Annotated in this window: 12 protein-coding genes; 7 read left to right on the top strand and 5 right to left on the bottom strand. The window is 60.8% G+C overall.

The annotated features are described in order from the left end of the window. Positions 1-65: 65 nt before the first annotated feature. The 3 genes from AC3B5Q_RS15335 to AC3B5Q_RS15325 are packed head-to-tail and all read right to left on the bottom strand — an operon-like array spanning position 66 to position 3,235. On the bottom strand, positions 66-1,253 hold the full coding sequence (locus AC3B5Q_RS15335) for a Bcr/CflA family efflux MFS transporter (protein ID WP_101196288.1): 1,188 nt from the start codon (positions 1,251-1,253) through the stop codon (positions 66-68). Then, positions 1,250-2,176: a diiron oxygenase gene (locus AC3B5Q_RS15330; RefSeq protein ID WP_488392656.1), complete on the bottom strand. Its 927-nt coding sequence runs from the start codon at positions 2,174-2,176 to the stop codon at positions 1,250-1,252. Before AC3B5Q_RS15330 ends, AC3B5Q_RS15335 begins: the two co-directional genes overlap by 4 nt. A 3-nt stretch (positions 2,177-2,179) precedes the next feature. Next, on the bottom strand, positions 2,180-3,235 hold the full coding sequence (locus AC3B5Q_RS15325) for a SagB family peptide dehydrogenase (protein ID WP_101196287.1): 1,056 nt from the start codon (positions 3,233-3,235) through the stop codon (positions 2,180-2,182). A 550-nt stretch (positions 3,236-3,785) separates the two neighbouring features. Between AC3B5Q_RS15325 and tpx the strand changes: the two genes are divergently transcribed. The 6 genes from tpx to AC3B5Q_RS15295 all read left to right on the top strand — a co-directional run bounded on the left by tpx (position 3,786) and on the right by AC3B5Q_RS15295 (position 15,849). Next, positions 3,786-4,286, top strand: coding sequence for a thiol peroxidase (gene tpx / locus AC3B5Q_RS15320; RefSeq protein WP_012052082.1), 501 nt, complete (start codon positions 3,786-3,788; stop codon positions 4,284-4,286). Positions 4,287-4,633: 347 nt separating this feature from the next. Then, the gene (locus AC3B5Q_RS15315) at positions 4,634-5,944 is read left to right on the top strand and encodes an MdtA/MuxA family multidrug efflux RND transporter periplasmic adaptor subunit (RefSeq protein ID WP_021781685.1); all 1,311 of its coding nucleotides are present in this window, start codon (positions 4,634-4,636) and stop codon (positions 5,942-5,944) included. After that, positions 5,941-9,039 carry an MdtB/MuxB family multidrug efflux RND transporter permease subunit gene (locus AC3B5Q_RS15310; protein ID WP_330508029.1) on the top strand — a complete coding sequence of 1,033 codons (3,099 nt, stop codon included), beginning with the start codon at positions 5,941-5,943 and terminating at the stop codon, positions 9,037-9,039. The genes AC3B5Q_RS15315 and AC3B5Q_RS15310 overlap by 4 nt, the downstream gene beginning before the upstream one ends. After that, positions 9,036-12,143, top strand: a complete 3,108-nt coding sequence (locus AC3B5Q_RS15305; RefSeq protein ID WP_021781683.1) for an efflux RND transporter permease subunit — start codon at positions 9,036-9,038, stop codon at positions 12,141-12,143. The genes AC3B5Q_RS15310 and AC3B5Q_RS15305 overlap by 4 nt, the downstream gene beginning before the upstream one ends. Then, positions 12,140-13,630, top strand: a complete 1,491-nt coding sequence (locus AC3B5Q_RS15300) for an efflux transporter outer membrane subunit (protein ID WP_021781682.1) — start codon at positions 12,140-12,142, stop codon at positions 13,628-13,630. The genes AC3B5Q_RS15305 and AC3B5Q_RS15300 overlap by 4 nt, the downstream gene beginning before the upstream one ends. A 131-nt stretch (positions 13,631-13,761) precedes the next feature. Then, entirely contained in the window at positions 13,762-15,849 is a 2,088-nt protein-coding gene (locus AC3B5Q_RS15295; RefSeq protein WP_021781681.1) for a putative bifunctional diguanylate cyclase/phosphodiesterase, read from the top strand. Positions 15,850-15,900: 51 nt separating this feature from the next. On the opposite strand, the gene AC3B5Q_RS15290 is transcribed toward AC3B5Q_RS15295, so the two are convergent. Further along, a complete protein-coding gene (locus AC3B5Q_RS15290) occupies positions 15,901-16,161 on the bottom strand; it encodes a DUF1652 domain-containing protein (RefSeq protein ID WP_003247746.1) in 261 nt (86 codons plus the stop codon). Positions 16,162-16,435: 274 nt separating this feature from the next. Further along, positions 16,436-17,083: a DUF1345 domain-containing protein gene (locus AC3B5Q_RS15285; RefSeq protein ID WP_021781680.1), complete on the bottom strand. Its 648-nt coding sequence runs from the start codon at positions 17,081-17,083 to the stop codon at positions 16,436-16,438. Positions 17,084-17,256: 173 nt separating this feature from the next. On the opposite strand from AC3B5Q_RS15285, the gene pgm reads away from it, so the two are divergent. Continuing rightward, a complete protein-coding gene (gene pgm, locus AC3B5Q_RS15280) occupies positions 17,257-18,894 on the top strand; it encodes a phosphoglucomutase (alpha-D-glucose-1,6-bisphosphate-dependent) (RefSeq protein ID WP_330508028.1) in 1,638 nt (545 codons plus the stop codon). Positions 18,895-18,962 lie beyond the last annotated feature (68 nt).

Genomic DNA, 18,962 nt, shown 5'->3' with positions numbered 1-18,962 from the left:
CGTTTCATTCAAGAATGCCCGGGGCGCTTGTCGTCACCCGGGCATTTTTTTGCCTGATCAAAGTTTCAGCAGCGTTGCATTCCATCGTCCTTGGTGCATGCAAGCAGCCACCACCCGCACAGGCTGGCCACCACGAACAGCACGCCCAAGCCTGCCGGTAGCGCGCTTTCGAAGCCTGCGACCACACTGCTCGTCAAACCGGCACCGGCGAACAGCAACGTCGTATTGAGCGACGCTGCCGCACCTGCCTGACGTGGATAGCGCGCCAAAGCCTGGGTCGTTGCGGCGGGGCGTACCAGGGTTGTCCCGGTGGTACAGACAATCATCGGCAGTAGAACCCCCAGCACAGATAAATCTGCCACCCATTCCCACATCAAAAGGGTGATGCCCGCAGTACTTATAAGCAGCAAGCCTGCTTTTATTTGAGCTTGCGGGCTTACGCGACTGTTCAAGTAGGTCGCAGCCATGCCGCCGACGATGTATGCCAACCCATAGCCGATAAAGACCAGAGAGAATTGATAGGCCGTCAGCTCCAGCCTGCCCATCAGCAGCAAGGGCGCTATGACGATAAAGGAAAAATGGCAGGCAAAGGCGAGGCTGGACAGCATGGAATGCGCGAGATAGTCCGTGTCTCGCAGCATCACCCGATAACTGGACATGCTTGGCGCCCGGTCATGCGACGCAGGTGTGTCATGGAGCAGCACACACGATAAAAGTGAAACGATTGCAGCGATGATCACGAATACCGTAAAGCTGGCCTCCCAGCCAAAGGACTGTTGAAGAAAGGCACCTGCCAGCGGTGACAGGGAGATGAACAACCCGCTCGCGCTTGTTAACAGGATGCGCATGGCATTGCGTTGTGTACCGCTGTAGAGGTCCTGCACAAGCGCCTGGCCTAGCACGAGGCTGCCGCAACCCAGGGCCTGCACCAAGCGAAAGGCCATGAACGTTTCATATTGGGTTGAAAATACGCAACCGAGCGCCCCCACAATGGATACGCTCAACCCAGCGAGCAACAAACGCTTGCGCCCGATGCCATCTGACAGCGGGCCGATCACGATTTGCGCCATGGCCACACCAACAGCAAAAAAGCTCACTGAGTACGCAATCTGTTTTGTGTTGACCCGAAACTCATCTGAGAGCGCCGGGAATGATGGGAGGATCACGTCCAGAGGAAATACACCCAGCAGACATAACAAAATCAGCAACGTCGAGCACAGGTGGCGCCGAAGCGAACCAGTGGGGCGGTTCATGCTATCAACCCCGCCGATTGGAATTGCAAGAAATAGCCTTCATCATCCAGCAAATCAGTGTGCTGAATTGCTCGAAGTGTCGGCCCGCAAATCTCGATCATTCGGATCGTCCAGTTTGCCTCCACATAAGCAGAAATTTCGTCTTCTAGGTCTGGTCGGTTTCTGAGTAGCATTCGCAAGCATGATAGGTCGGGCTGGCAGAAAGCTATGAGCACCTCAGGTAAAATTTGAGCCACATAGTCCTTCTCCATCTTGGAAATATTTCGCCACAAGCTGACGAAACACTCGGAAAAGAAGGCTGCATGGCGGCCTTCATCATGCAAGTGATCCCTTAGCATGTTCGTCACTGGGCCAACGAGCGCCTCGCTAGATAACTTAAGGAGTTCGTGAGTGATCAAGGTTTCTGACACAAATCCGATGCAGAAGCGGGTTAAACATTCGAACGCTGGAGGGCTTTTATCTATAACACGATCTAGCCTATCTAGGCGAGCGGGCCTGATGCGTACTAAGTTGAAATGCTGTGCTACGTGATCTGCAATCTCTTTTGAAAATAATGCGTGATACGCTTCATCCGCGTATATTTTTAAAGCGATGCGGCGCTCTTTGTTCTCAAAGTATTTCTTCAGGCTTCCAGTTACAATGCAACGTACAGCCTCATTGACATGCGTCATCTCTAGTGCTGTGGTATAGTCCATAAAATATACTAGATGAGATGCATGTGCGATCAGCAATTCTTTTTTGGGAAGGGATTTTATTGCATCATGAGCCAGTGCTGGACTGAGTGCGATGGGGAACCATAAGCCGGGGTCTGTCTGAGCGAAATCCGCTTTTGTGAATTGATAAGCGTAGGGTCGCGAACGGACAGCGCTGGAGGAGTGCCAATTCCGAAACAAGGTTATACTGCGGTTGGCTAACTTGTTCATATGTCAGCTCGCCTCGGTTTTTTTCAAGATGGACTTTAGGCAGTCGGGAATGGCGGACCCATCACTGTAGCCACAGCCGACAAAGAAAAGGACCTGCTCATTCGCGTTTATAGGGTTCAGCAGTGGTTCAATCAAGCACTCATTCAATGCGCCAGTTAGCCAGGTATTCATTCCGCAGGCGGTAGCAGCCAGCTGAAAGGTCTGTGCCACATGGCCTATCTCGATCAGTGCCATCCGATAAGCACGCGAATGTTCGTACTTCCACCACAATTTATCGAATCTGGAGGTAAGGAATAATCCCACTGGTATATCGTTGGCGAAATGTTGTCCAGAGAGCAAGTCACCCAATCTTGGAGGCAGCGGATTACGCCAGTATAACTGATGCATGTGAGGGTCATACCGGTAAATTCCTGGCGCTATACCTTCGACATTCGCTATGTATACATAGCCTTCGGTGGCATTCAATCCTCCTGCTGATGGGCTGCAACGCCGCTTGTTGAATTGCTCAATCCCTCCTTCTTCATGATCCAGGGCTCGAGAGTCAATAAAGCCTAGCGTGTGGTGTAAAATTTGCCCTAGTTCAGCTATTGGAATTAATGAGCGATGAAAGTTTCTCACGGTTGCCCGCCGCCCGAGAATTTTATCGAACTCACTGGCGTTGCTTGTGGTTGGCAGTTGGATGCCTGCTGTTGGCTCATCGGCGGCGGCAGGAGGTATTTCACTCAATACTTCATTGCAATGTTCCAGGTATTGGTTGGCCCATTGATGCGTACTGGTTGGTTGATCGTCTAGCGGTATGTTTTTGGTTCCAATATGAAAGATTCTAGAGAGAATGTCCCATCCCCAAGCGTTTTCATCCGTTGTGCGGTCAGTGATTATCTCGCAGCGCTTTAGATCTTTGATTGTGGGATCAGTTGGGTCATTGCAGGGGTGGCCGTAAATGATCGATATCAGTTTTTCTGCGTGCTCGGCTGAAAGTTCATACTGCTTGTGATTGTTGAAGTCCCAGCAGATCAGAGCGTTATCCTTGGCGATAAAAAAACAGTCTCTGCTTACCATTTTTCCTCCTTTGGCTAAAGCGCAGGCCGGCACTGCGCTTCAGCATTCATCGGTTAAGGCTTACTGGCTCTTTTTGACCAGAAGGGCCAGGTTGGCCAGTTTTGTAGACTCCATCTTGATGGTTTTCATATTTGAATCTCCATTTATGCGTCGCGGTATTGCGACTTGTCTGATGTTAGCGTCACTTTGAAGATGTACAAGGCAAACTTTGTAGCGAAACTTCCGATGAAGTTGTAGGATTTGTTACCCTTATAGTCACGAGGTGCCAATCCAACTGCGTCGTAAAGCCTCTGGCACAAACCTCACAGCGATTTTGGGAGCAGCGTTGTACCGCCCATATCAATTAGCTCACTGTGCTCCGCACTCGGAGTGGGAGGTGTGGATGGGCGGTTGTGAACTGTGAGGCAACTGGCCGTAACCGCGGCTATCGGCATTTTTTGTCCACAAAATTCGTCCGGCAATGGAACAATTTCACCTGCCCCCCATAGGCACCCGGCTGCCTTCATGCTTAACTCAGTGTCCTTTTCAAACCCCGCATAAGGATTTCGTCATGGCTCAAGTGACTCTCAAAGGCAACCCGGTCCAGGTAAACGGCAACCTGCCACAGGCCGGCGCCCAGGCTCCGGCTTTCTCCCTGGTAGGTGAAGGCCTGGCTGACAAGTCGCTGAAAGACTACGCCGGCAAGCGCAAGGTGCTGAATATCTTCCCAAGCGTCGATACCCCGACCTGCGCCACCTCGGTGCGCAAGTTCAACGCCCAGGCCAACGACGTTGCCAACACCGTGGTGCTGTGCATCTCGGCTGACCTGCCGTTCGCCCAGGCACGTTTCTGCGGTGCCGAAGGGCTGGACAATGTGAAGAACCTGTCGACCCTGCGTGGCCGCGAGTTCCTCGAAAACTACGGCGTAGCCATTGCCGACGGCCCGCTGGCCGGCCTGGCCGCCCGCGCCGTGGTGGTGCTGGACGAGAACGACAAGGTGCTGCACAGCGAACTGGTTGGCGAAATTGCTGACGAGCCGAACTACGACGCGGCGCTGGCTGTACTGAAGTAAGGATTGCGTGGGGCAGGGCGGGCGTCTGTAGCCTGTGATGGCCTCTTCGCGGGTAAACCCGCTCCTACAACGTGCGGCACAGGTTTCAAAAGCTGTGACATCCCCGTAGGAGCGGGTTCACCCGCGAAAGGGCCAGACCAGGCAACCGAACCTTCAGGCCCGTCACCGCTCCAAGCAACACCCTGTAACGGCCCGGAACACGTTCCGGGCCGTTTTCATTTAAAATTCCGCCTCTTGGCAACGTCAGGCAAAGGTAAACCTCTGGTAAAGGCCCTTTGCTAAAACGATGGCAGTGCTTATCGTTCATCCTCCCCAAGTCGTCATTCCGAACAAGGTTCGTTCAACCCATGCAAGCGTCCAATTCCCGTTCCCTCCGTCGCTGGCTCGTCGGCCTGCTGATCCTGCTGCTGGTGGCTGCACTGGCCTGGTGGCTGTGGCCCGCAGCGACGCCTGCGCATAAAGAGGCCAGTGGCGGGCGCGGTGGCAAGGGCATGGGCATGATCGGCGGCCGCCCAGGTTTTGGCGGTTCCAGCGACCCGGTGCCGGTACGCGTCGTGCCGGTGCGGACAGGCGACTTCCCGCTCTACTACAAAGCCTTGGGCACGGTCACCGCGACCAATACAGTCAATGTGCGCAGCCGTGTGGCTGGCGAGCTTGTGAAAATCCACTTCAAGGAAGGCCAGCGCGTCAAGGCCGGCGACCTGCTGGCCGAAATCGACCCGCGCCCTTATCGCATCGCCCTGCAGCAGGCCGAAGGTACCTTGGCGCAGAACCAGGCGCAGTTGAAGAACGCTCAGGTCGACCTGGCCCGCTATAAAGGCCTGTACGCCGAAGACAGCATCGCCAAGCAAACCCTGGACACTGCCCAAGCCCAGGTTGCGCAGTTCCAAGGGCTGGTCAAGACCAATCAGGCACAGGTCAACGACGCCCGCCTGAACCTCGATTTCACCCAGATCCGTGCGCCGATCAGTGGCCGGGTGGGCCTGCGCCAGCTCGATCTGGGCAATCTGGTGGCCGCCAACGACACCACCGCGCTGGTAGTGATTACCCAGACCGAGCCGATCAACGTCGCCTTCACCCTGCCGGAAACCGAACTGAGCACGGTGCTGGAGCGCTACCGCAGTGGCGCCAGCCTGCCGGTCGAGGCCTGGGACCGCAGTGACAGCAAGCTGCAGTCCACCGGTGTGCTGGGCAGCATCGACAACCAGATCGACACCACCACTGGCACACTCAAGTTCAAAGGCCGTTTCGAGAACAAGGACCTGGCCCTGTTCCCCAACCAGTTCGTCAACGTGCGCTTGCTGGCCGACACCCTCAAGCAGGTGGTCATGGCGCCGGCCGCGGCCATCCAGTTTGGCAACGATGGCACCTTCGCCTATGTGGTCAACGAGCAGAGCACCGTCAATGTCCGCAAGCTGAAGGTGGGCGCCAGCGATGGCGAGAACAGCGTCATTCTCGACGGCCTGAAGGCCGGCGACCGCCTGGTGCTGGAAGGCACCGACCGCCTGCGCGAAGGCACCAAGGTGGAAGTGGTCGAAGACAGCTCGCAAGTGCCGACCAGCCCAGGCCAGCACCTGCAAGGGCAGGAAGCCAAGGGCGCGGCCCAAACAACAGGTGAAGCACAACCCGGCAACGCAGCAGGCAAGGCGGGCGCATGAACCTCTCGCGCCTGTTCATCCTGCGCCCGGTCGCCACCACGCTGAGCATGCTGGCCATCGTGCTGGCCGGCCTGATCGCCTACAAGTTGCTGCCGGTTTCCGCCTTGCCGCAGGTGGATTACCCGACCATTCGCGTCATGACCCTGTACCCCGGCGCCAGCCCGCAGGTGATGACCAGCGCCGTCACCGCGCCACTGGAGCGCCAGTTCGGGCAGATGCCGGGCCTGGAACAGATGGCCTCGACCAGTTCTGGCGGCGCGTCGGTGCTGACCCTGCGTTTCAACCTCGACATGAACATGGACGTTGCCGAGCAACAGGTGCAGGCCGCGATCAACGCCGCCAGCAACCTGCTGCCCAGCGACCTGCCGGCACCGCCGGTATACAACAAGGTCAACCCGGCCGACACCCCGGTGCTGACCCTGGCCATCTCCAGCAAGACCATGCCGCTGCCCAAGCTCAACGACCTGGTCGATACCCGCGTGGCGCAAAAGCTTGCGCAAATCAGCGGCGTGGGCATGGTCAGCATTGCCGGTGGCCAGCGCCAGGCGGTGCGCATCAAGGTCAACGTCGACGCCCTGGCGGCCAATGGTTTGAACCTGGATGACGTGCGCACGCTGATCGGTGCCTCCAACGTCAACCAGCCCAAAGGCAACTTCGACGGCCCGACCCGGGTGTCGATGCTCGACGCCAATGACCAGCTGCGTTCTCCCGAGGAATACGCCAACCTGATCCTGGCCTACAACAACGGTGCGCCGCTGCGCCTGAAAGATGTGGCCGAAATCGTCGACGGCGCCGAGAACGAGCGGCTGGCCGCCTGGGCGAACCAGAACCATGCAGTGCTGCTGAACATCCAGCGTCAGCCGGGCGCCAACGTGATCGAAGTGGTCGACCGCATCAAGGGCCTGCTGCCGTCGATCACCGACAACCTGCCGGCCGGCCTCGATGTGTCGGTGCTGACCGACCGCACCCAGACCATTCGCGCCGCGGTCAAGGACGTGCAGCACGAGCTGCTGATCGCCATCGTTCTGGTGGTGATGGTCACCTTCGTCTTCTTGCGCCGCTTCAGCGCCACCCTCATTCCGTCGATTGCCGTGCCACTGTCGCTGATCGGGACGTTCGGAGTCATGTACCTGGCAGGGTTCTCGGTCAACAACCTGACACTCATGGCCCTGACCATCGCCACCGGCTTTGTGGTCGATGATGCCATCGTCATGCTGGAGAACATCTCCCGGCATATCGAAGAGGGCGAGACGCCCATGCAGGCGGCGCTCAAGGGCGCCCGGCAGATTGGCTTCACCCTGATTTCGCTGACCTTCTCGCTGATTGCGGTCCTGATCCCGTTGCTGTTCATGGCTGACGTGGTCGGACGCCTGTTCCGCGAGTTCGCCATCACGCTGGCAGTGGCCATTCTGATTTCCCTGGTGGTGTCCCTGACCCTGACGCCGATGATGTGCGCGCGTCTGCTCAAACGCGAGCCCAGGGAAGAAGAGCAAGGCCGCTTCTACCGTGCCAGTGGCGCCTGGATCGACTGGCTCATCAAGCACTACGGCAGTGCCCTGCAGTGGGTGCTCAAGCACCAGCCGCTGACCCTGCTGGTGGCAGTGGCCAGCCTGGTGCTCACGGTGTTTCTGTACATGGTTGTGCCCAAGGGCTTCTTCCCGGTGCAGGATACCGGGGTGATCCAGGGTATTTCCGAGGCGCCGCAGTCCACCTCGTTCGCCGCCATGAGCGAACGTCAGCAGGCCCTGAGCAAGGTCATCCTGCAAGACCCGGCCGTGCAAAGCCTGTCGTCCTACATTGGCGTAGACGGCGACAACGCCACGCTCAACAGCGGTCGCCTGCTGATCAACCTCAAGCCCCACGGCGAGCGCGATGTCAGCGCCAGCGAAGTGATCAGCCGCCTGCAGCCGCAAGTCGACCGGCTGGTGGGCATCCGCCTGTTCATGCAGCCGGTGCAAGACCTGAGCATCGAAGACCGGGTCAGCCGTACCCAGTACCAGTTCAGCCTGTCCTCACCGGACGCCGACCTGCTGGCGCAGTGGAGCGGCAAGCTGGTGCAGGCGCTGCAGCAGCGCCCGGAACTGGCCGATGTGGCCAGCGACCTGCAGGACAAAGGCTTGCAGGTGTACCTGGTCATCGACCGGGACATGGCCAGCCGCCTGGGGATCAGCGTGTCGCAGATCACCAATGCCCTGTACGACGCCTTCGGCCAGCGGCAGATCTCGACCATCTACACTCAGGCCAGCCAGTACCGCGTGGTGTTGCAGTCCAAGGACGCCGCAACGATCGGCCCGCAGGCGCTGGAGTCGATCCACGTCAAGGCCACCGATGGCGGCCAGGTGCGCCTTTCGGCGCTGGCGCGGATCGACCAGCGTCAAGCCCCGCTGGCTATTTCCCACATCGGCCAGTTCCCGGCAGTGACCTTGTCGTTCAACCTGGCCCACGGCGCGTCGCTGGGCGAAGCCGTGCAGGTGATCGAGCAGGTGCAGCAGGACATCGGCATGCCGTTGGGTGTGCAAACCCGCTTCCAGGGTGCGGCCGAGGCCTTCCAGGCGTCGCTGTCGAGCACTTTGCTGCTGATTCTGGCGGCGGTGGTGACCATGTACATCGTGCTGGGGGTGCTGTACGAAAGCTACATCCACCCGGTCACCATCCTCTCGACCCTGCCGTCGGCGGCGGTCGGTGCCTTGCTGGCCTTGCTCATCAGCGGTAACGACCTGGGCATGATCGCCATCATCGGCATCATCCTGCTGATCGGTATCGTCAAGAAGAACGCGATCATGATGATCGACTTCGCCCTGGAGGCCGAGCGCCATCAGGGCATGAGCCCACGCGATGCCATCTACCAGGCGGCGCTGCTGCGCTTTAGGCCGATCCTGATGACCACCCTGGCCGCGCTGTTTGGCGCGGTGCCGCTGATGCTTGCCACCGGTTCCGGCGCCGAGCTGCGTCAGCCACTGGGCCTGGTGATGGTCGGCGGGCTGCTGGTCAGCCAGGTGCTGACGCTGTTCACCACCCCGGTCATCTACCTGTACTTCGATCGCCTGGCCCGCCGCTGGCGCCCGGCCACTGACGTGAAGCAGGCTCAGGCATGAACCTGTCCGGGCCTTTCATCCGTCGCCCGGTGGCGACCATGCTGTTGAGCCTGGCGATCATGCTGCTGGGTGGGGTCAGCTTTGGCTTGCTGCCGGTGGCGCCACTGCCGCAAATGGACTTCCCGGTGATCGTGGTGTCGGCGAACCTGTCTGGTGCCAGCCCCGAGGTCATGGCTTCGACCGTGGCCACACCGCTGGAACGCAAGCTCGGCAGCATCGCCGGTGTCACCACGCTCACCAGCAGCTCCAGCCAGGGGTCGACACGGGTAATCATCGGCTTCGAGATGGGCCGTGACATTGATGGCGCAGCCCGTGAGGTGCAAGCGGCGATCAACGCAACCCGCAACCTGCTGCCCAGCGGCATGCGCAGCATGCCCACCTACAAGAAGATCAACCCGTCGCAGGCGCCGATCATGGTGCTGTCGCTGACCTCGGATGTATTGCAGAAAGGCCAGCTGTATGACCTGGCCGACACCATCCTTTCACAGAGCCTGGCTCAGGTATCGGGGGTAGGGGAGGTGCAGATCGGTGGCAGTTCGCTGCCGGCCGTGCGCATTGCCGTCGAGCCGCAACTGCTCAACCAGTACAACCTGTCGCTGGACGAGGTGCGCACTGCGGTGTCCAACGCCAACCAGCGCCGGCCCATGGGCTTTGTCGAGGACGCCGAGCGTAACTGGCAGGTGCGGGCCAACGACCAGCTGGAAAGCGCCAAGGACTACGAGCCGGTGGTGATTCGCCAGCAGAACGGCACCATTTTGCGCCTGTCTGACGTAGCGACCGTCACCGACGGCGTTGAAAACCGTTACAACAGCGGCTTCTTCAACGACCAGGCAGCGGTGCTGCTGGTGGTCAACCGCCAGACCGGCGCCAACATCATCGAAACGGTCGACCAGATCAAGGCCCAGCTACCGGCACTGCAGTCGCTGCTGCCAGCCAGCGTGCAATTGAACGTGGCCATGGACCGCTCGCCCGTGATCAAGGCCACCCTCAAAGAGGCCGAGCACACCCTGCTGATCGCCGTGGTGCTGGTGATCCTGGTGGTCTACCTGTTCCTCGGCAGCCTGCGCGCCTCGCTGATCCCCAGCCTGGCGGTGCCGGTATCGCTGGTGGGGACATTCGCGGTCATGTACCTGTGCGGTTTCTCGCTCAACAACCTGTCGCTGATGGCGCTGATCCTTGCCACCGGGCTGGTGGTGGACGATGCCATCGTGGTGCTGGAAAACATCTCCAGGCACATCGAGAACGGCCAGCCGCCGATGAAGGCGGCCTTCCTGGGCGCCAAGGAAGTGGGCTTCACCTTGCTGTCGATGAACGTGTCGCTGGTGGCGGTGTTTGTCTCCATCCTGTTCATGGGCGGCATCGTGCGCAACCTGTTCCAGGAGTTTTCCATCACTCTGGCGGCGGCGATCATCGTCTCGCTGGTGGTGTCGCTGACCCTTACGCCGATGCTCTGCGCCCGCTGGCTCAAGCCGCACAAGGCCGAGCAGAGCCGCCTGCAGCGCTGGAGCGACAAGCTGCATCAGCGCATGGTTGCTGCCTATGACCGCAGCCTGGGCTGGGCTCTGCGCCACAAGCGCCTGACCCTGCTCAGCCTGCTGGCCACCATCGGCATCAACATCGCCCTGTACGTGGTAGTACCCAAAACGTTGATGCCCCAGCAGGATACCGGCCAGTTGATGGGCTTCATCCGTGGCGACGACGGCCTGTCGTTCAGCGTGATGCAGCCGAAGATGGAAATCTACCGCCGCGCCTTGCTGGCCGACCCTGCCGTGCAGAGCGTTGCCGGTTTCATCGGCGGCAACAGCGGTACCAACAACGCCTTTGTGCTGGTGCGCCTGAAACCGATCAGCGAGCGCAAGATCGATGCGCAGAAAGTGATCGAACGCCTGCGCAAGGAACTGCCCAAAGTGCCCGGCGGGCGCCTGTTCCTGATGGCTGACCAGGACCTGCAACTGGGTGGCGGTGGGCGTGACCAGACCTCTTCGCAGTACCTGTATACCCTGCAAAGCGGCGACCTTTCGGCATTGCGCGAATGGTTCCCCAAGGTGGTCGCTGCGCTGCGTGCACTGCCTGAGCTGACCGCCATCGACGCCCGTGATGGCGCCGGTACCCAGCAGGTGACGCTGGTGGTCGACCGTGACCAGGCCAAGCGCCTGGGCATCGACATGGACATGGTCACCGCAGTACTGAACAACGCCTACAGCCAGCGGCAGATCTCCACCATCTACGACAGCCTCAACCAATACCAGGTGGTGCTGGAGATCAACCCGAAATACGCCTGGGACCCGAGCACGCTCGAGCAAGTGCAGGTGATCACCGCCGACGGCGCCCGGGTGCCGCTGTCGACCATCGCTCACTACGAGAACAGCCTGGCCAACGACCGGGTCAGCCACGAAGGCCAGTTCGCTTCGGAAGACATCGCCTTCGACGTCGCCGAGGGCTATAGCCCCGACCAGGCCATGGCGGCGCTGGAACGCGCGGTGGCCAGGCTGGGCTTGCCCGAGGAGGTGATTGCCAAGCTCGGCGGCACTGCCGATGCCTTTGCCAAGACCCAGCAGGGCCAGCCATTCATGATCCTTGGCGCACTGCTGCTGGTGTACCTGGTGCTGGGCATTCTGTATGAAAGCTACATTCACCCGCTGACCATTCTCTCGACACTGCCTTCGGCGGGCGTCGGAGCCTTGCTGGCGCTGTACGTCACCGGTGGCGAGTTCAGCCTGATCTCGTTGCTGGGGCTGTTCCTGTTGATCGGGGTGGTGAAAAAAAATGCCATCCTGATGATCGACCTGGCCCTGCAACTGGAGCGCCATCATGGCTTTTCGCCGGAAGAGTCAATACGTCGGGCCTGCCTGCTGCGCCTGCGGCCGATCCTGATGACCACCCTGGCGGCGATCCTTGGCGCATTGCCATTGCTGTTGAGCCAGGCTGAGGGCGCAGAAATGCGTCAGCCGCTGGGCCTGACCATCATCGGGGGCCTGGTGTTCAGCCAGATCCTCACCCTTTATACGACGCCGGTGGTTTACCTGTACCTGGACCGCCTGCGCCACCGCTTCAACCGTTGGCGCGGCGTGCGCACCGACGCCGCCCTGGAAACCCCGCTATGACTTTTGCCCAGACCCCACTTCACCGTGCCCTGCAAGCACTGACCCGTGGCCGTGGCTCGCGCCTGCTCAGCGCCGGGTTGTGCGCGGCCTTGCTCAGTGCCTGCACCCTGAGCCCCGACTATCACCGCCCCGAGCTGAACAGCACGGCGGCGCAGTTCAAGCATGCCGAAGGCTGGACCCAGGCCTCGCCCTCCGACGCCATCGCCCGCGGCGCCTGGTGGGAGATCTACGGTGATGCCGGGCTCAATGCGCTGGTCGAAGAGCTTAACCGCAGCAACCAGACTGTGGCGCAATCAGAAGCCCAGTACCGCCAGGCCCAGGCACTGGTGCGCAGCAGCCGCGCGGCGCTGTTCCCCAGCCTGGACCTGAGCGCCAGCAAGAACCGCTCGGCGCAGGGCACCGGCAGCTCCAGTTCCAGCCTGTCCAATAACAGCAGTGGCATTCGCAACACCTACAACGCGCAGTTGGGCGTGAGCTGGGAGATCGACCTGTGGGGCAAGCTGCGTGAAACCTTGAATGCCAACGAGGCCAGTGCCGAAGCCAGTTTCGCCGACCTTGCGTCGATCCGCCTGAGCCAGCAGTCGGAGCTGGTGCAGAACTACCTGCAATTGCGGGTTATCGATGAGCAGAAGCGCTTGCTGGAAGCCACCGTGGCGGCTTATGAACGCTCACTGCGAATGAACGAAAACCAGTACCGTGCCGGTGTCGCCGGCCCGGATGCCGTGGCCCAGGCCCGCACCCAGCTCAAAAGCACCCAGGCTGACCTGATCGACCTGATCTGGCAGCGTGCGCAGTTCGAAAATGCCATCGCCGTGCTGCTGGGCAAGGTTCCGGCCGACTTCGCCCTGGCCGACAGCAAGGCTATTCCCGCGTTGCCGCAAATACCGGTTTCGCTGCCTTCGCAACTGCTGGAGCGACGCCCGGACATCGCTGCAGCCGAACGCAACGTGATGGCGGCCAACGCCAACATCGGGGTGTCGCGGGCAGCCTACTTCCCGGACCTCAGCCTGAGCATGAGTGGCGGATATTCCAGCAGCAGCTTCAGCAACTGGATCGAGTTGCCCAACCGCTACTGGTCGGTAGGCCCGCAGTTGGCGCTGACCCTGTTCGACGCCGGCAAACGCAGCGCCGAGGTCGACCGCACGGTGGCCGTGTATGACCAGACGGTGGCGCAGTACCGCCAGACCGTGCTGGACGGCTTCAAGGAAGTGGAAAACCTGCTGGTTCAACTGAAAGTGTATGGCGATGAAGCCAGGGTGCGCCAAGAGGCGCTTGATGCCGCCCGTGAGTCGTTGCGTCTGACCGAGAACCAGTACCGCGCCGGGCTGATCGGCTATCTGGATGTGGTCAACGTGCAAACCACGGCGCTGAGCAACGAGCGCAGCGTGCTGAACCTGCTGCAAGGGCGCCTGGTGGCCAGTGTGCAACTGGTGGCTGCGTTGGGCGGCGGCTGGAATGCAGAGCAGGCGTTTGCCGAGCAGAAATGACCATGCGCAGAGGGGGGGCATTTGCAGTTATTGGGTCCATTCCCATCCGCAAAAACCCCGTGCGTTTCGCTTAAGCTTGAGTACAATCGTCAGCTTTTGCCGGGCCCCCTGTTCCGGCGCTGGAACTCTCAATGCTGACCGGTAGCTACTCTTCTTCGCTGGTGTTGATTTCGCTGTGCGTGGCGATCCTGGCATCCTATACCGCTCTTGACCTGACTGGCCGCATCGCCACGGCCAAGGGCCGCGCTGCCTACCTGTGGATGGGCGGCGGTGCGTTGGCCATGGGCATCGGCGTGTGGTCGATGCACTTCATTGGCATGCTTGCCTTCAGCTTGCCCATCGACTTGGGTTACGACCTGGCCCTGACCGCGTTCTCGCTGCTGATCGCTGTGCTTTCCTCGGGCTTTGCCCTGTGGCTGGTCAGCCAGCCGAGCCTGCCCGCGCTGCAGTTGGGGTTCGGCGCGCTGATCATGGGCGCCGGTATCGCCTGCATGCACTACACCGGCATGGCCGCGCTGCGCATGCTGCCGGGTATTGATTACGACCCGACGTTGTTTGGTGCTTCGCTGCTGATTGCCGTAGGCGCCTCGGCGGCAGCATTGTGGATCGCCTTCCGCCTGCGCGCACATACACCCTATGTACGGCAGATCCGTGGCCTGGCGGCAGTGGTGATGGGCTTTGCCATCGTTGGTATGCATTACACCGGCATGGCCGCGGCGAACTTCCCCGAGGGCAGCTTCTGCGGCGCGCTGGGGGGCGGTCTGCAGGGTGACAGTCTGGTTTACCTGGTGCTGATCACCACGCTGGCAGTTCTGGCAGTGGCGTTGCTGACTTCGGTGCTGGACGCGCGCCTGGAGGCACGTACTGCCGAGTTGGCCCGTTCGCTGACCTTGGCCAACCAGGAACTGACACAATTGGCCTTGCACGACACCCTCACCGATCTGCCAAACCGTACCCTGCTGGCCGATCGCATTGAGCAGGCTATCGCCAAAGTGGCGGAGCAGGGCGGCTGTTTTGCCCTGATGTTCATTGATCTGGACGGCTTCAAACCGGTCAACGATGCCTTTGGCCATCATATTGGTGACCTTCTGCTCAAGGCCGTGGCGGCCCGCCTGCGCGGCCACTTGCACAGCCAGGACACGCTGGCACGGATTGGTGGCGACGAGTTTGTTCTGCTGGTGGAACTGCAGGAACCGAACGATGCCATGGACGTGGCGGTCAAGCAGGTCAACCTGGTTTCCCGGCCTTTCCGCGTGGCCGAGCACGACCTGCAACTGTCGGCGAGCCTGGGCATCGTCCTGTACCCGGGCAACGGCCAGGACCAGCACGAGTTGCTGCGTAACGCCGACGCGGCCATGTACCATGCCAAGAGCGCTGGCAAGAACGGTTACAGCTTCTTCGATGTGTCGATGAACAGCAATGCTCGCCAGCAGTTGCAGTTGCTGCAGGACTTGCGTCTGGCGCTGGAGCAGCGCCAGTTCAGCTTGCATTACCAGCCCAAGTTCGACGCCCATACCTGCCAGCCGATTGGTGCCGAAGCGCTGCTGCGCTGGGAGCACCCGCAGCAAGGCCTGCTGCTGCCTGACCGCTTCATCGGCCTGGCGGAAAAGACCGGCCTGATCATCCCCATTGGCGAGTGGGTACTCATCGAGGCCTGCCGTCAGATGCGCCAGTGGCTGGACCAGGGCCACCTTGGCTGGCGCATGGCGGTGAACCTGTCGGCTATCCAGTTCTGCCACGCCGGCCTGGTCGACAGCGTGGCCCGCGCCCTGCAGCAGAACGGCTTGCCGGCCAACTGCCTGACACTGGAAATTACCGAAACCACCGCCATGCACGATGCCGACGCCAGCCTGACCGTGCTGCAGCGCCTGTCCGACATGGGCGTGGACTTGTCCATTGATGACTTTGGTACGGGCTATTCCAGCCTGATGTACCTAAAGCGCCTGCCAGCCAACGAGCTGAAAATCGACCGCGGTTTCGTGCGCGACCTGGAGCAGGACAGTGACGATGCAGCGATTGTTTCGGCAATCGTCGCACTGGGCCAGGCGTTGGGCCTGCGTATCGTTGCCGAGGGGGTTGAAACCGACAAGCAGCAGGACTTCCTGACCCGGCTGGGGTGTGATTCGTTGCAGGGCTACCTGCTGGGCCAGCCTGTGCCGGCCGAGCAGTTCATGAGCAAGTTGCAGGCCATGGGCCCGGAACTCACTGCTGCAGGCTAGGCGCTGTATGAAAAGCCTTGATACTCGGTGAGGCTGCGTTGAAAACAGAGCCTAGACTGCATCGCGCAAGGTAAAGGCGGGTATGAAGGCGTCCATTTCCGCCTCGACGGCCTCGATGATGCGCTCTACATCGGCGGCGGCCATGATCGCTGCACAGGGGATGCCCGCAATCGCCAGCAGGGTCTCACCGCTGGCGCGGTCGAACAGCCGTGCAACCATGCTGCGTGGCGCATCCATGCTGGCCTCGAAACCCAACGGATGGAAATGCCAGCGCATCACCTGGCAGGCGTTGGGGAACGTCATCTTGTTCATGCCAGCCTCCTTGTCCGTACCTGGACGTGATGAGCGGGTGGCCACATCGATGCGGCCGCCGGGAAAGTAAAGATAGCACCTGCTACGTGCGATTTTCGGTTGCAAGTACGACAAATGTGCGAATGCATGACAGGGGTCACACCCTTGTCACGGGCGCAGTGTGTCGGTTGACTGCATGGCAAACGTTTTCCCGACCGCAAGGTGTCAGGTAACCATTGGGTTTGGTGGATTTCGCTGGCGCTAGACGCGCAGGTTTTTCAGACGAGCGGCTTGGTCAACCTAGCAACCCGGCGGCGATGTTGATCGTGAACCCGAGAATCGCCGTATTGAATACGAAGCCCACCAGCGAATGCGCCAGCACCACCCGCCGCAACCCTCGTCCGGCGACGCCAACGTCTGAGGTTTGCACCGCCACGCTGATGGTGAACGAGAAGTAATGGAAGTCCCAGTAATCAGGGTTGCGCTCGCCATCAGCGAAGCGTAGCGGCAGTTCGTGGCTTTGCCCGGTGTAGAACAGGCGGGCGTAATGCAGGGTGAATATGCAGCCGATCAGCAGCCATGAACCGGCGACGGTCAGGCCGGTATAGAGATAGTGCACGGCCAGGTCCGTGCCTTGCAGGCCGCGACTGGAGACCAGTTGCAGGGTGACCGCGGCAAGGCTGGCGATGGCGGCGATGCACACGGTCAGCAGGACCAGGCCCGCGTTCTCGTCTTCGACGCCGGCGACCTTGCGGACCTTTTCCGGGCTGGCTGTCCAGCTCAGGTAGAGCACCAGCAGCAGGTACAGCCACACCCCCAGGTTCCAGCCAGCGAGGATGTGTTGCACGGTATCACCGGCGGGGATCAGCCAGGCGCCAGCGAGGCCGACTATAGTGGCGAGGCTCAGGCGGGGGTGTGTGCGGGTCAGACGATGGAAAGCCATAGAGCCTTATTCACAATGGGTATGGCTTGAACTCTAGACCGTCATAGGGTTGGGCGGGGTGCGCTGTACCCAGCAGGGACCGGGGTTTCTTTGATGCCCCCATCGCACGGCATTGCAACTCTCAGTACACTGCACGTTCCAACACCAACATCCGTTGAACTCGAGGTTTTTGCATGACGCTCAGTCCTTTGGCAGGCAAGCCGGCTCCGGCCAGCGTGCTGGTCGATATTCCCCGGCTGCTCACCGCCTATTACACCGGCCGCCCAGATGCTGCCGTGGCGGCCCAGCGCGTGGCCTTCGGCACCTCGGGGCACCGGGGCAGTTCGCTTGAATTGAGTTTCAACGAGTATCACGTCCTGGCCATTAGCCAGGCTATCTGCCTGTACCGCCAGGAAAAAGGTATCGATGGCCCGCTGTTTATTGGCGCCGATACCCACGCCCTGTCAGCTCCTGCGGCCGCCAGTGCCTTGGAAGTACTGGCCGCCAACGGCGTGCAGGTGATGCTGTCCAAGGATGACGAATACACGCCCACACCGGCTGTGTCCCACGCCATCCTCTGCCACAACCGTGGCCGCACACAGGGTCTGGCTGACGGTATCGTCATTACCCCGTCGCACAACCCGCCACAAAGCGGTGGCTTCAAGTACAACCCGCCCAACGGCGGGCCGGCCGACAGCGACGTGACCAAGTGGATCGAGGGCAAGGCCAACGAACTGCTGGCCGCTAACCTGGCCGGCGTCAAGCGCATGGACCATGCCCAGGCGTTGCTGGCGCCGACCACCCACCGCCACGACTACGTCAGCACCTATGTGGCGGACCTGGAAAACGTCATCGATTTCGATGTGATCCGTGGCGCCGGGTTGCGCCTGGGCGTCGACCCGCTGGGCGGGGCAGGGGTGCGCTATTGGTCGGCGATTGCCAAGCACTACCAACTGGCCCTGGAAGTGGTGAACACCGAGGTCGACCCGACCTTCCGCTTCATGACCGTCGATTGGGACGGCCAGATCCGCATGGACCCTTCCTCGCCGTATGCCATGCAGGGCCTGATAGGCCTGCGTGAGCGCTTTGACGTGGCCTTCGCTTGCGACCCGGACCACGACCGCCACGGCATCGTTACCCCTGATGGCTTGCTGCAACCCAACAACTACCTCGCCGTGGCCATCGACTACCTGTTCCGCCACCGCCCGCAGTGGCGCAGTGACGCTGCCGTGGGCAAGACCGTGGTCTCCAGCGGCCTGATCGACCGCGTCACCCAGCGCCTGGGCCGTAAGCTGTACGAAGTGCCGGTGGGCTTCAAGTTCTTCGCCCAGGGCCTGTTCGACGGTTCGCTCGGTTTTGGTGGCGAAGAAAGTGCAGGGGCTTCGTTCCTGCGCCGCGATGGCTCGGTTTGGGCCACCGACAAGGACGGGTTGATCCCGGCCTTGCTGGCCGCCGAAATGACCGCCCGTACCGGGCGTAACCCGAGCCAGGCTTATGCCGACCTGACCGACGCGCTGGGCAAGCCGTTCGCCACTCGTGTCGAGGCCAAGGCGGACGCGCGGCAGAAGGCGTTGCTGAGCAAGCTGGCGCCGGAGCAGGTGAAGTCGACCGAGCTGGCCGGTGAGCCGATCGTGCAGATCCTCAGCCATGCTCCAGGCAATGGCCAGGCGATTGGCGGGCTCAAGGTGATGACGGCCAATGGCTGGTTCGCCGCGCGCCCGTCGGGTACTGAAGACATCTACAAGATCTACGCCGAAAGCTTCATCGACGAGGCGCATTTGCAGCGTCTGGTGCAGGAAGCACAAGTGCTGGTAGATGAAGCAATTGCCTGACCGGTAACAAAGCGCTTGGTTCTGTGGCGTGATGTAAATTAGAATTAATCTTATTTACTCCGCTGCAG

The sequence above is a fragment of the Pseudomonas sp. D5(2026) genome (assembly GCF_057766845.1).
This window is presented reverse-complemented; position numbering and strand designations above follow the sequence as displayed.